The 13,671-nt window shown below is 68.0% G+C and carries 12 protein-coding genes and 1 pseudogene; 2 read left to right on the top strand and 11 right to left on the bottom strand.

Features of this window, described 5'->3' with window-relative positions:
- Nucleotides 1–19: 19 nt before the first annotated feature.
- Entirely contained in the window at nt 20–943 is a 924-nt protein-coding gene (locus VEW47_13210; GenBank protein ID HYS06144.1) for a cysteine synthase family protein, read from the bottom strand.
- Between the two features lie 177 nt (nt 944–1,120).
- Between VEW47_13210 and selD the strand changes: the two are divergent.
- Nucleotides 1,121–2,116, top strand: a pseudogene (gene selD, locus VEW47_13205) (selenide, water dikinase SelD).
- 19 nt (nt 2,117–2,135) lie between these two features.
- Here the strand turns inward: selD and priA are convergent.
- From priA to VEW47_13155, 10 genes are all read right to left on the bottom strand, one after another.
- The gene (gene priA / locus VEW47_13200; GenBank protein ID HYS06143.1) at nt 2,136–4,670 is read right to left on the bottom strand and encodes a primosomal protein N'; all 2,535 of its coding nucleotides are present in this window, start codon (nt 4,668–4,670) and stop codon (nt 2,136–2,138) included.
- Nucleotides 4,667–5,521, bottom strand: coding sequence for a uracil-DNA glycosylase (locus tag VEW47_13195; protein HYS06142.1), 855 nt, complete (start codon nt 5,519–5,521; stop codon nt 4,667–4,669). Before VEW47_13195 ends, priA begins: the two co-directional genes overlap by 4 nt.
- Entirely contained in the window at nt 5,521–6,237 is a 717-nt protein-coding gene (locus VEW47_13190; protein HYS06141.1) for a phosphopantothenoylcysteine decarboxylase, read from the bottom strand. Before VEW47_13190 ends, VEW47_13195 begins: the two co-directional genes overlap by 1 nt.
- Nucleotides 6,234–6,914: a flavoprotein gene (locus tag VEW47_13185; protein ID HYS06140.1), complete on the bottom strand. Its 681-nt coding sequence runs from the start codon at nt 6,912–6,914 to the stop codon at nt 6,234–6,236. Before VEW47_13185 ends, VEW47_13190 begins: the two co-directional genes overlap by 4 nt.
- Nucleotides 6,898–7,170, bottom strand: coding sequence for a DNA-directed RNA polymerase subunit omega (gene rpoZ / locus VEW47_13180; GenBank protein ID HYS06139.1), 273 nt, complete (start codon nt 7,168–7,170; stop codon nt 6,898–6,900). The genes VEW47_13185 and rpoZ overlap by 17 nt, the downstream gene beginning before the upstream one ends.
- A gap of 181 nt (nt 7,171–7,351) precedes the next feature.
- The gene (locus VEW47_13175; protein HYS06138.1) at nt 7,352–8,659 is read right to left on the bottom strand and encodes a hypothetical protein; all 1,308 of its coding nucleotides are present in this window, start codon (nt 8,657–8,659) and stop codon (nt 7,352–7,354) included.
- A gap of 130 nt (nt 8,660–8,789) precedes the next feature.
- Nucleotides 8,790–9,476, bottom strand: a complete 687-nt coding sequence (gene gmk, locus VEW47_13170) for a guanylate kinase (GenBank protein ID HYS06137.1) — start codon at nt 9,474–9,476, stop codon at nt 8,790–8,792.
- A 10-nt stretch (nt 9,477–9,486) separates the two neighbouring features.
- Entirely contained in the window at nt 9,487–10,398 is a 912-nt protein-coding gene (locus VEW47_13165) for a YicC/YloC family endoribonuclease (GenBank protein ID HYS06136.1), read from the bottom strand.
- Between the two features lie 34 nt (nt 10,399–10,432).
- A complete protein-coding gene (gene lpxB / locus VEW47_13160) occupies nt 10,433–11,692 on the bottom strand; it encodes a lipid-A-disaccharide synthase (GenBank protein ID HYS06135.1) in 1,260 nt (419 codons plus the stop codon).
- A gap of 109 nt (nt 11,693–11,801) precedes the next feature.
- The gene (locus VEW47_13155; GenBank protein ID HYS06134.1) at nt 11,802–12,335 is read right to left on the bottom strand and encodes a DUF374 domain-containing protein; all 534 of its coding nucleotides are present in this window, start codon (nt 12,333–12,335) and stop codon (nt 11,802–11,804) included.
- Nucleotides 12,336–12,667: 332 nt separating this feature from the next.
- On the opposite strand from VEW47_13155, the gene VEW47_13150 reads away from it, so the two are divergent.
- Complete coding sequence (locus VEW47_13150) at nt 12,668–13,663, top strand: UDP-glucuronic acid decarboxylase family protein (protein ID HYS06133.1); 996 nt, start codon at nt 12,668–12,670, stop codon at nt 13,661–13,663.
- Nucleotides 13,664–13,671 lie beyond the last annotated feature (8 nt).

Below are 13,671 nucleotides of genomic sequence, written 5' to 3'. Positions count from 1 at the left end.
TCCTCCGCCGGGCGGCGGCTCAGGACGGGTCGGCGCCGCGCGGAAACAGCGACGTGCTCAGGTATTTTTCACCGCGGTCCGGCAGGAGCGTGAGAATGTGCCCTGTTCCGATGCGCCGGGCGATCGCGAGGACCGCGAACATCGCGGTCCCCGACGAGATGCCCGCGAAGATCCCTTCCTTGAGAGCCAGCTCGCGCGCGGTGCGGCAGGCGTCCTCGTCCGTGACCGTCATGCGCTCGTCGACGAGCGACCAGTCCATGATCTCCGGCACGCGCGACTCGGACATGTTCCTGAGGCCCTGCTGCGTGTGCTTCGTCTGCGGCTCGACCGAGACGACCCGCAGCCTCGGGTTCCGCTCCTTGAGCCGGCGCGCCATGCCGACGAGCGTGCCGCACGTGCCGAGCGTCAGGACCAGCCAGTCGATCCGCCCGCCCGTCTGGAGCCACGCCTCCTCCGCCGTTCCCTCGTAGTGCGCGCGGACGTTGTCCGGGTTGACGTATTGTCCCACCCGGAAATACTTCCGCGGATCCCCGGCATGCATCCGGTCGGCGAGATCCCACGCCTCGTCCGAGCCGCCGTCCTTCGACGTGAACACGATCTCGGCCCCCAGAGCCAGCAGGATCTGCCGTCGTTCGACCGAAACCTTCTGCGCCATGGTGATGACGACCGGGTACCCCTTGACCGCGCCCACCAGCGCCAGACCGATCCCGGTGTTGCCGCTGGAGGACTCCAGGAGCGTCATGCCCGGCCTGAGCTCCCCGCGTCTCTCCGCCTCCTCGACGATCCGCAGGGCGATCCGCTCCTTGACGCTCCCCATCGGATTGAACCCTTCCACCTTGGCATGAATCACGATACCCGGTTCGCTGAACATCCTCCGGATGCGCACGAGCGGCGTGCTGCCGATGGTGTCGAGGATGCTGTCGCAGGCGGCGGGAACGTCCATGGCGGCGGCATTATAGTGCACCGTCGAAGAGCGTGTCCCCTGGCGCAATTGACAAGAGCGTCGGCGCGACGCTAGCATTTCACGTTGCGCGTCACGCTTCGAGGAGGCAGGATGACCGAGCAGACCGCGGCCAAGTTGACGAGCCACGCCCGTTCCGGGGGCTGAGCGGCCAAGCTCAGTCCGGTGGACTTGAGCGAAATCGTCAGGGAATTCGCCGGGGCGGCCAAGACCGACCCCAACCTGCTCGTCGGCTTCGAGACCGGCGACGACGCCGGTGTGTACCGCCTCACCGACGACCTGGCGCTGGTCCAGACCGTCGATTACATCACGCCGGTCGTGGACGATCCGTTTCTCTTCGGCCAGGTCGCGGCGGCCAACTCGATCTCCGACGTCTATGCCATGGGTGGCCGCCCGCTGACCGCCATGAACTGCTGCAATTTCCCGGCTAAGAACATCGACAAGGCCTCCCTGCGCAGGATCCTCGAGGGCGGCTTCAGCAAGATCAAGGAGGCCGGTGCGACGCTGGTCGGCGGGCACACGGTGCGTGACGATGAGCTGAAGTACGGCCTGTCGGTCACCGGGCTCATCGATCCCAGAAGGATCCTGACCAACGCGGCCGCGCGGCCCGGGGACCATCTCGTCCTGACGAAGCCGATCGGCACCGGCGTCATCATCACGGGGTACAGGCGGGGGGCGGTGTCCGAGGAGCTCCTGATGCGCGCCGTGAACTGGATGGCGGCCTTGAACCGGACGGCTTGCGAGACCATGCTCGAGTTCGACTCGCACGCCTGCACCGACATCACCGGCTTCGGTCTGAGCGGCCACGCCCTGGGCATGGCCAAGGCGAGCAAGGTCAGGATGCGGCTCCGCTTCCCGGACATCCCGAAGTACGAGGAGAGTCTGGACCTGATCGGACAGGGTATCGCGACATCCGTCACCGGCTCCAACATGCAGGTGGCCCAGGACGCCATGACCTTCTCCGGCACGTTCAGCGACGACGAGAAGTGGCTGATCGTCGACCCGCAGACGTCGGGCGGCCTGCTCATCACTCTGCCGGCCGACCAGGCGCCTGCGCTCGTCGCGCGACTGCGCGAGCGTGGCAACGCGATCGCCGCGGTGATCGGCGAGGTCGTTCCGGCCGACGGCCGGCCCGGCCTCGAGTTCCTGAAATAGACCTCCCCGCCGACCTGTCCTAGAGCGTCGACATCGGATCGATGTCGATCACGAGGTTCTCCACGTTCGGCTTGATCCGGTCGAGCGCCTGCAGAGTGTCGGCGACGGTCGCCTGCAGGTCCTTCCGGTTCGGGGCCTTCACGATAATCTGCACGCGGTAGTCGCCGCGCAGACGCTCGAGGGGGGCCGGCGCGGGGCCCAGGACCTGGATGCGCCGCCCCGCCAGTCCGCGGAGGATCCGCGCGATGCCCCCCGCCTCCTCCCGGGCGCGCTCGAAGACTCGTCCCTTGACCAGCAGAACCGCAAGCGCGGCGTAGGGCGGGTAGTTCATGGCCCGACGAAAGGTCAGCTCGCGGGCCGCGAAGCCGGCGTAGTCGTGATCGCAGGCGTGACGGATGGCGTGATGGTCGGCATAGTACGCCTGCACGATCACTTCACCGGCCCGCTCACCGCGGCCGCTGCGCCCGGCGACCTGCGCCAGGAGCTGGAAGGCCCGCTCCCCCGCCCTGAAATCGGGGAGCGCGAGAAGGGCGTCCGCGGCCACGACCCCGACGAGAGTGACGTTCGGGAAATCGTGCCCCTTGGCGATCATCTGGGTGCCCAGCAGGATGTCCACCTCGCCGCGCTCGACGCGCGTCAGGAGACTCTCCACGGCACCCCGGCCGCGCGCCGTGTCGCGATCCAGTCTGGCGACGCGCGCCCCCGGCAGGGCGGTCTTCAGGACCTCCTCCAGCCGTTCGGTGCCGGTCCCGCCGAAATGCAGGTGCGCGCTGCCGCAGATCGGGCAGGCCGAAGGGACCGGTCTGCTGTCGTCGCAATAGTGACAGTTCAGGCGCTTCCGGCGCAGGTGCAGCGTCATCGGGATGCTGCACTGCCGGCACTGGACCTGCTCCCCGCAGGAACGGCACAGGACGAAGGTGGAGAAGCCGCGCCGATTCAGCAGCACCAGGCTCTGCTCGCCCCGCCGCAGGCGTTCCTCGAGTCCCGCGATCAGCCGCCGCGACAGGATCGTTTCCCGCCCGACCTCCTGGAATTCCCGCCGCATGTCGACACGCTCCACCAGCGGCAGACCGGCGCTGCCGATCCGTCCCGGAAGCGACAGCATCCGGTAACGGCCGCGCCGCGCCTGCAGGAAGGTCTCCATCGACGGCGTGGCCGACCCCAGGATGACGACCGCCTTCGCCAGCTTGCCACGCAGGATCGCCAGGTCGCGGCCGTTGTAACGAGGGTGCTCCTCCTGCTTGTAGGAGGCGTCGTGCTCCTCGTCGACGACGATCAGCCCGAGTCCGGGGATCGGGGCGAACACGGCCGAGCGCGCTCCCAGGACGACGTCGACCCTGCCGTCGCGGATGCGCCGCCACTCGTCGTAGCGCTCTCCGTCCGTCAGACCGGAGTGCAGGAGAGCCAGGACCTCTCCGAACCGCGAGCGCATCCGCCGCGCCAGAAGCGGGGTCAGTCCGATCTCCGGCACCAGGTAGAGGGCCCTGCGCCCCGAGGCGACGGCCGCCTCGATCGCGCGGAGGTAGATCTCGGTCTTGCCGCTCCCCGTCACGCCGTGCAGGAGGAACGGGGAGAAGCTCTGCGACTCGAGGGCTTCCCGGATCGTCTCGATCGCCCGCGCCTGGTCCGGAGTGGGCGTGACAGGCACCCGCGGCTCCAGGGCCATCTCGAGGGACGCTGGACGCCGGGGTGACTCGACCCCCTCGATGCTCACACGCCCGGCCGCCTCGAGGCTCCGCAGCGTCGCGCGCGGAGCGCCCGCAAGGCGGAGGAGATCGGCGACCGGCATTGTCCCGCCGTGCCCGGTCAGGACGTCCAGAAGACGCTTCCGGCGCCTGCCACGCGGAGCCTCCTCCAGATCGAGGACCGTCGCGTCGCCAGGGACGGGCACCCTTCCTCCCCCGGGTCTCTCCCGCAGCAGGGCATGCTCCTCGACGCGCGGTCGCAGCCCGGGGGACGTGGCGATCTCGGTCACCTCGACGAGACTCCCCCGGCGGAGCCTCTCCAGGAGGGCCGGCTTGAACCGCGGGCCGACCCGGCGCTTCAGGTCGGGCAGACGGAGCGCGGCACCGTGCGCGGAGGTGAACTCCGCGACGACCCCGAGGATCTCCCGCGCCAGAGGGTCCGACGCGATACGGGGGAGCGAAGCGTCCAGGAGAACCCCGCCACCGCCCCCGAGCGCGGCACGACCGGCGGCGGTCATCGATACGACCTTCTCGACGCGGGCCTTCATCCCCGGCAGGGCGGATCGGATCATTTCGCCCAGGGACGACACGTAGTAGTCCGCGGCGAACCGGGTCAGCTCGAGGACCTGCGCGTCCAGGACCGGCTCGGAATCGAGGACCTCCTCGATCGGCTTGAGCGGAGGGGACGTTCCCCGATCCTTCCCCGACTCGTGCACGTCGAGCAGGTACCCGGTCAGCAGACTCCGGCCGAACGGAACGATCACGCGCACACCCGGCCGGCAGCGCGGGGCGAGCGCGGGAGGGACCGAGTAGGTGAACAGGCGTCGCACCGGCCGCGGCACGGCGACCGAGGCGACGAGGAGGCTCATTCCGGTGTCTTCAGCTCGGCCATGACCTTCTTCATGTCGTCCCAGACCTCCCTCTTGGCGGAGGGATTACGCAGAAGGTAGGCCGGGTGGAAGGTCGGCATGACGCGGATGCCGCCGATATGATGGAACGTCCCGCGGAGCCGCGTGATGGTGTCCCGCGTGCCCAGGACCGTCTGCGCAGCGGGCGTTCCGAGGCAGACGACCACGCGCGGTCGGATCGCCATGATCTGCTGGAACAGGAAGGGTGAACAGGTGGCGATCTCGTCGGGCAGCGGCGTGCGGTTCTCCGGTGGCCGGCATTTCACCACGTTGGCGATGTAGACGTCCTTTCGCTCCATTCCCATCGACTCGATGATCCGGGTGAGGAGCTGGCCGGCCCGCCCGACGAACGGCTCCCCTCTCAGATCCTCATCGGCCCCCGGACCTTCGCCGACGAAAAACAGACGCGCCTTCGGATCGCCAACGCCGAACACGATGTTGGTGCGGTTGCGGTGCAGCCCGCAGCGGGTGCACTCGCCGAGATCGTCCCGGACGATTCGCAGCGCCGTTTCCGAGTCCGGCGCCTCGGGCGCCCGCGCAGCGGCGAGCGGCGAAGTCGCTCGTTCGGCTCCACGACCGCGCCCCCCCGCAGCGGATGGCGCGGGGACGTCGACATCCTCCACCCCCCCGAACAGGCCGGCCTGCGCGCCCCTGCGGCGATCCTCCGGGGCCGCCCCGGAGCGGGCGGCGGCCGGCGGCTCGGACGCGACCGACCGGCTCGCCGCCCGGGGGACCGGCAGATCCTCCACGCCCAGGAGACGCAGCCACTCGAGCCGCGCCCGCAGAGTCCCAAGGTCGTCGTGTGCCTGCATCAGGGCGCCTCCGGCCGGGCGTCCGCCGGGCGACGGCGGGGCCGCCCCGCATCCCCTTCACGCAGCAACCGCTCCGCCAGGTCGAGAATCCTCGACGCCATCGCCTCCTTGGACATCAGGGGCAACTCGGTCCTGCGTCCTCCTGCATCGATCGCCAGGGCGCGGTTCGTGTCCGCTTCGAATCCCTCCCCCTCCCTGCCGATGCGGTTGGCGACGACCAGATCGAGGTTCTTCTTCCGGAGCTTCTTCAGCGAATTCGACTCGAGGTCGCCGGTCTCCGCCGCGAATCCGACCAGGACCTGCCCCGGCTTCTTGCGCCGTCCAAGCTCCTCCAGGATGTCGGGAGTGGGCATGAGGCGCAGAAGGATGGCGCGATCGGCGCCGCGCCCCTTGAGTGCCTTGCGACGCAGCGACTCCTTCTTGATCTTGCCGCGGGAGCGCTCCTCGGGACGGTAGTCGGCGACCGCCGCCGCCTTGAGGACGAGGTCGACGCCGGGGGCCTGGTTGAGGGCGGCGCGGAACATCTCGTCCGCCGTGATCACCCGGACGAGGCTGGCTCCCGCGGGCGGAGCGAGCATCGTCGGGCCCGAGATCAGGGTGACCTCGGCGCCGCGCGCCAGCGCCTCGGACGCGAGGGCGTACCCCATCTTTCCGGTGGAAGGGTTGCTGAGGAATCGGGCCGGGTCGAGCGCCTCGCGCGTCGGCCCCGCCGTCACGAGGACGCGGCGGCCTTCAAGCGACCGCGGAGTTTTTTTTTAACGACCGCCAGCGCGGCGTCGACGATGACATCGGGCTCCGCCATGCGGCCCACCCCCTCGTCGCCGCACGCCAGGTCCCCGATCCCAGGCTCGATGACGCGCACGCCGCGCGTCTTCAGGAGGGCGAGGTTGGCCTGCGTGGCGGGGTGCTCCCACATCCACACGTTCATGGCGGGCGCCACCGCGACCGGCGCCGTCACCGCCAGATAGAAGGTGCTCAGGAAATCGTCGGCGATGCCGTGCGCCAGCTTGGCCAGAATGTCGGCGGTCGCGGGGGCGACCAGGAACAGGTCGAGTCCGCGCGCCAGGGTGATGTGCTGCACGTCGGCGCCCCGCGACAGGTCCCATTGACCCGTGATCACCGGCTGCCCGCTGAGCGTCTGCAGGGTGAGCGGCGTGATGAACCGCTGCCCCCCCGGGGTCATGATCACGTGCACTTCCGCGCCGGCCTTCACCAGCCCCCGCACCACCTCGGCCGCCTTGTACGCCGCGATTCCTCCGCTCACGCCGAGGGCGATGCGCAGATCGGCGCGCCCCGCCTCCGCACCACGATCCTCGGAGAGGTCCGGGCGCCTGCCGTCCGTCACGACCCCGCCGGCCGACCGTCGCTTCCGACCGTCAGCTTCCCGGCTCACGGTTCTCCAGACCGGCGCCGTCGGCGGGGTACGTCTCCGTCGTCACTTCGGCGACCTCCTCGACCGGGTACTCCTCGGGGAAGGGACCGTAGCTGTAAGGAATCGCGCCGGCGATCACTTCCTGCATCGCGATGGTCACGGGCTTGTGCGCCATCGTCTCCACCCGCGCACGGGCCCCCCGCTGCAGCTGCTTGCAGCGTTCGCCCGCTACGGAGATGAACTCGAACTTGTTGCCGATGTTCTCGGTGGGAATCATCGAACCTCCATGAACCGGAAGTGAAGGGCGTTCCAGGCCTTATTCTAGACGAAAAGGGGCTGCTGGATCGAGAAGAAGGCCGTCCGGGCCCCGGCCGGCGATTCCGCCGGGGGAGACGCTCCAGGAAGAGTCATGAGATGTCATGCTGCCCGCGCGGGGTGAGGTTCTGTCGGGTGGACCATCACCCTCCCGAGGTTGACTCCGTTCCTCGAATAAGGTGCCCCACGCCCGAGCTGAGCAGAAGGGCCAGGAAAGGTATGATGGGGACGCGATAGCGCTCGCCCTGATGACCCACGAACGAAGAGATTGCGCAGTGATACAGGACCGCGATCACGACGAAACACATGACTTTTTGCATATGAGGAGTCCACCGTCCCCAGCGCGCCAGGAGCCAGGGGATGGCTGCCATCCCCCCGAGGGAAATCATCATGCCCAGGGCCACCGGCACAGCCAGCAGCCCCAGCTCGCCGAGCCACCCGATCCGGCCACGCACACTGCCCTCCGGGATTTTCGGCGGGTGCTCCAGAAGGATCGCGGCCAGCATGGAGTCCGGCACACCCATCAGGAAGATGCAGTTGGTCAGCCACTGTCGGGCAGCCACACCTGGATGGGCGGCGAGGGTCGTGCGGAAGTACGCCGTGCGCTGAACGGAGGCTTCCCGCGATGTGAGGCCCTGGTCCGTGCCGAAACCGGGCTCCCATGGTTTGATGTAGCTGTCGGTCGGAGACGGGTCGTTCCGACTGCTGTGGCTCTCCACGTCCTGGGCGAATATGGCCTGGGCCCATGGGCCGGTCGAGTGCAGTTCATAGAATCCCAGTTCAATGTAGTTGCGCAAAGACCAGGCGATGGCCGGCGACAATGCAACCAGCATGAAAATACCGATTCCGCGGACCATCCCCGCCCTGCCCCACCGCGCCCACACGAGAACCGGCAGGACTGCCAGCGGAAAGAACTGACCGATCGGGCGAACCAGAGGCAAGACCCCCAGAACCGCACCCAGCCACAGCAGGGTACCGGTATCCTGAAGTCTCAGATAACGTTCCCAGGCCTGGAGCGCCAGAAGAAGGACCAGGGAGTACAGCATCTCCGACAGAATCACATTCGAGTAGGCCATGGCTGAGGGTTCCATCGCCAGAAGAAGCCCGACAGGAAGAACGCCGAGGTATCCTGGCAGCGCCCGGGACGATCGCGCGGCGAGAACAACGACCCATGCCCCCAGGAGACACTGCACGAGGACCGCACCCGTCACCCGAAGAGGTGAGGCGATGCCTGTCGCAAAAATGAGAGCCAGCACCAGGGGGTAGCCCGGGACGCGCCCCTCGGCCGGCTTCCCCGCATCATCTTGAATGGCACCGTGCTCCAGGAGACTCCTCGCGGTTTCGATGTAACTGTGGGAATCCGGCAGCTGGAAGAAAGGCTCGCCCCTCAAAGAATTGACCGAGAACACCGAAAGACGCGCGAGAAGAGCGACACCGAACACGACCCACAAGACGCTCCTGCGGGCGGTTCCGCGCGGAGGCGAGAGAACACTGTTTCGTCTGGATTCAGGAGTCTCGCTCATCGTCAACCGATCATCCGCACTGGACGATTCTTGCCCGCTCCGTTTTTCGGTCAGGTTTCTAGCAATGATCGGTGAACTCGCGCAGAATTGCTTCCAGGCGCGCCTTCTGCCTATCGGTCCGGCAGCGCGCCGCCTCCACGACTGCTCGCAGCTGACGGTAGGCGACCTCGAAATCGTCGTTGATGATGACGTAGTCGTAGGTCGGACTCCTCTCCACCTCGCCCCGCGCCAGCCGCAGCCGGCGGGCCATCTCCTCGGGCCCGTCTGTGCCGCGCTTGGTGAGCCGCTCCTTGAGCGCCGCCCTGCCGGGGGGAAGAATGAAGATGAGCACCGCCTCGGGGATCAGGCGGCGGATGTTCACGGCCCCCTGCGTATCGATGTCGAGGAGGATGTCGCGGCCGCGCGCCGCCGCCTCCTTCACCCCCTCCACCGACGTGCCGTAGAGATGCCCTCCGACCACGGCCCATTCGACGAACTCCCCCCGATCGCGCCGGCGCTCGAACTCCTCTCGATCCACGAAGAAGTAATCCGCGCCATCCCTCTCCCCGGCGCGTGGCGGGCGTGTGGTGAACGACACGGAGAAATCAACCTTCCGGTCCTCCTCCAGGAGGCGCTTGCAGAGCGTGGTCTTGCCCGCGCCGGAGGGGGCGGAGATTACCAGGACCGATCCTTGCGGATCACGATCCCGGTCGGCGGCCCTTCCGCCGGCGGCCCGGGTCACGCGCCCCTCCTTTCTCCGTCGCACGCGCCCGCGCTCATTCGAGGTTCTGCGCCTGCTCGCGGATCTTCTCTACCTCGGCCTTGATCAAGAGCGCCCCCTGGCAGATTGGCAGCGTCTCTGACTTCGAGGAGATCGTGTTCGCCTCCCGGTTCATTTCCTGCATGATGAAATCGAGTGTCTTGCCGATCGACCCTTGCGGCCGGGACAGCGTCTCCTCCGCCTGGTCCAGGTAACCCTGAAGCCGGACCAGCTCTTCGGTGATGTCCGCTCGGCTCGCCAGAAGGGCCACCTCCTGCGCTAGCCGGGACTCGTCAAGCGCCCGCTCGCCGCTCAGGAGCGTTGCGACGCGCTCCTTGAGCCGGCGCGCGTACGTCTCCGGGAGTCCACGGGCCTCCTCCGCGATGCGGCGCCCCGCGGCGCGGATATCCTGCAGGCGGACCTTGAGATCATCCGCCAGGCGCCTCCCCTCCGAAGCGCGCATCGTGTCGTACACGTCGAGCGCCCGACACAAAGCCTCGGTGAGGAGGGCCGCGGCGACACCATCAGCCTGCGCCGCCTCCGCCTGGAACACAACCACCCCCGGCAGACTCAGGATCGACTCCACACCGACTGCCCCCGTCAGGCTGAACTCCGTCTTGAGGGTGTCGACCGCGCGCAAGTATTCGGACACGAGGCCCCGATTGATCACGACCTGCGAGGACGCGGGGCGCGATGAGACGATCACCACGGCGATGTCGATGCGCGCACGCGACACCCGCTCCTGGATCACGGTGCGCAGCGCGGGCTCCAGCAGACCGACCTCGCCCGGCAGCCTCATCTTGACGTCCAGGAACCGGTGGTTGACCCCCTTCAGCTCAACCTGGACCCGTACGCCGTCGCGCTCGACCACTCCCTGGCCGAACCCGGTCATGCTCATGACCTGCCCGAGATGGCCCTCCCTCCTCATCCCGTCCTCGTTCCTCGTCTGTCCTCGTGACGGCTCAGGCCGCGTGCTTGCGGCCGCGCGCGCCGATCATATCCCAAGCGGCCGCCGCGACCCTCGCGATGGCGCCCGGCCGGCCTAGTCGCGAGCGCACGCCGGACAAGGCCCGGCGCATCGTCTCCGCCGCGGGCGGATCGGTCAGGAGGCGCCGCAGCTCGACGGCGATGCGCTCCGGCGTGCACTCGTTCTGCACCAGCTCGGGGGCGATCCTCTCGCCGGCGATCAGATTCGGCATCCCGACGTGCGGCACGTCGGAGATGAGGCGGGCGAGGGCGAAGGTGAGCGCGTTCATCCTGTAGACGATCACCATCGGGACCCCCAGGAGGGCGGTCTCCACCGTCGCCGTTCCGGAGGCCACTATCGCGGCATCACAAGCCGCCAAGGCATCGTAGCGACCCTCGCGCACGAGGACGCACTCGAAGTCGGCCCCCCCGGCGCCGGCCCCTGGGCCTCGCCTGCGCCCCGCGCGCAGGATCTGCTCCACGTCGCCCGTCGCGAGAGTCGGCGCGACGGGCAGAAGGACCTGCAGGTCGCGGAACTCCTCGCGCAAACGCAGCGCCGCGGCCCGCATGATCCCCAGGTGGGCGCGAAGCTCGTTCCGGCGGCTCCCGGGGAGCAACGCCACGGTCGGCCGCCCCGGATCGAGACCCAGGGGACGTAGCGCCTGATCCCGGGTGAGCACCGGATGGACGAGATCCAGGAGAGGGTGTCCGACGAACTCCACCGGAACACCCGCCTGCCGGTAGATCTCCTCTTCGAACGGCAGGATCACCAGCATCCGATCGACCGTCCTGGCGATCTGCTTCACCCGACCCTTGCGCCAGGCCCAGACTTGCGGGCTGACGAAATAGAGGATCGGCACCCGGGCATTCCTGGCATGCGTCGCCAGGCGCAGGTTGAAGTCGGGATAATCGATCAGCAGCACCAGGTCGGGTCGCTCCGCCGAAGACAGGAGGGCCCGGGCCTCGCGGTAGGCGCGCCAGATGGCGCGCGCGCTCCCGAGGACCTCGAGAAAGCCGGTGACCCCCAACGTCCCGGCGTCGCCCAGAGGCGCGAGACCGGCGGCGCGCATGGCCGGCCCGCCGATGCCGGTGAACCGGACACCAGGACTGGGCGTCTCGGCTCCGGACGACGCGCCGATCCGGCCGCCGGGGGGATGCAAAGGCTCGGCCATCGCGCGCATCACCAGGCTGCCGTAGAGATCGCCCGAAGCTTCCCCCGCGACGATCAGGACGCGCGCGACACCGCCTACGCTCATCGCGTGTCCACGGCACGCGACCCCGAGGCCGATGCTTTGCGATCGCCGCGGGCCAGTGTCTCCGCCTCTTCGGTCAGACGATCGAGTGCTCCCTGGAGGGCGAGTCGCTTCAACTCCATGACGTGGCGGTCTGCTTCGAACGGAACCTCGACTGCGTCACCGTAGACGATGATGGCCCTGGCGAATGGCAGCGGGATCTGGAAGGCGTCCCAGGATCGGAGAGTTTTTTTTTAGATGCGGCGAAGACAACCGGGACCAGCGGGGCGCGTCCCAGTCGGGCGGCCTCGATCGCGCCCATCTGCACCTGGTGGCGCGGGCCGCGCGGGCCGTCGGTCGCGAAGGCGACGTCCCGGCCGTCCCGCAGATGGCGGATCATCTCCTTCAGGCCGGCCACCGCGCCGCGCCCCGTGGACCCGCGCACCATCTGGTGCCCGAACCTCTCCAAGGTGCGCGACACGTACTCTCCATCCCGGTGGCGGCTGCTCAGGACCACAAGCCTCCGCCCGTGCGGCTGCCCCAGGTAGGAGTAGGTCATCATGAGAAGCTGGTCGTGGTAGAAGGCGTGCACGTAGGGACGGCCTGACTGGTGCAGGTCGAGAACCACGTTCTCGCCGACGCGGGTCAAGCGAAGAAGGTGGCGCATCGTTCGTATCAACCCGCTGGCGAGGATCGGGCCCAGCCAGAGTGAGAACCGGTCCCTCAAAGGCGCCCCCTTGCGGTCGTCCGTGAACGCGTCGCCGCTTGGGCGGGCATTATAGCAACCGCCTGGAAAAGGCAGCATGTTTCGGCCGTTGTGGCGCGGCGGACCGGGACCGGACGACAGCCCCCACGACGCCAGGAGCGGAATGACCGTGTCGGCCAGGGCCCTGAGCCGCGCCTCTCATCAGAGCGACGCAGCAGGCGGCGCCGCGAAACGTACGGGCTCGGCCTGGTGATATAGTCTGCGCTTCATGCGTTGAGGGGGCCCTGGGAATCATGAAGAAGTCAGGTTTGCGCCGCTCGCGCCGATCGGGATCCCGCCGTCCTCGCCGTGTCCTGATCACCGGCGGCGCCGGGTTCATCGGCTCCCACCTCTGCGATTCTTTTCTTCGACGCGGCTTCGAGGTCGTCTGCGTCGACAATCTGCTGACAGGCAGCACCGACAACATCGCACACATCCGTAACCCGCGCTTCACGTTCATCAACCTCGACGTCACGAACTACATCTACATCGAGGGGCCGGTGGACTATATCCTGCATTTCGCCAGCCCGGCGAGTCCGAGGGATTACCTTGAGCTTCCGATCCAGACTCTCAAGGTCGGTTCTCTCGGCACGCACAAGGCGCTCGGGCTGGCGAAGGCGAAGGGGGCAACGTTCCTCCTGGCCTCGACATCCGAGGTCTACGGCGATCCGCTCGTGCACCCGCAGAAGGAGTCCTATTGGGGAAATGTCAACCCGGTCGGACCGCGCGGTGTCTACGACGAAGCCAAGCGATTCGGGGAGGCGCTGACCGTGGCCTACCGGGACACGCACGGTGTCGACGCCAAGATCGCGCGGATCTTCAACACCTACGGCCCGCGCATGCGCCTGAACGATGGCCGCGCCATCCCTGCCTTCATGACCCAGAGCCTCACCAGGAGACCCGTGACCGTCTTCGGGGATGGCAGCCAGACTCGCTCCTTCTGTTTCATCGACGACATGGTCGAAGGCCTTTATCGGCTGCTGATGTCCTCCCACCCCGGACCCATGAACCTCGGCAACCCGGACGAGCTGTCCCTGCTGGAGATGGCGCGCCAGGTGATCCGGCAGACCGATTCGAAGAGTCGCATCGTCTTCCATCCGCTGCCCACCGACGATCCTAAAGTCCGCCAGCCCGATATCACGCTCGCTCGAAAGGTTCTCGGCTGGCGGCCGACGGTGTCCCTCGAGCGGGGACTGTCCCGAACGGTCGCGTACTTCAGGAAACGCGTCGGAAAAGACCGCGGCAGGTAGACGGCGCA

The sequence above is a fragment of the Candidatus Dormiibacterota bacterium genome (assembly GCA_035635555.1).
Classification (GTDB): Bacteria; Acidobacteriota; Polarisedimenticolia; order Gp22-AA2; family Gp22-AA2; genus Gp22-AA3.
Note: the sequence above shows the minus strand (reverse complement) of the source record. Positions and strands in the feature narration are given on the sequence as shown.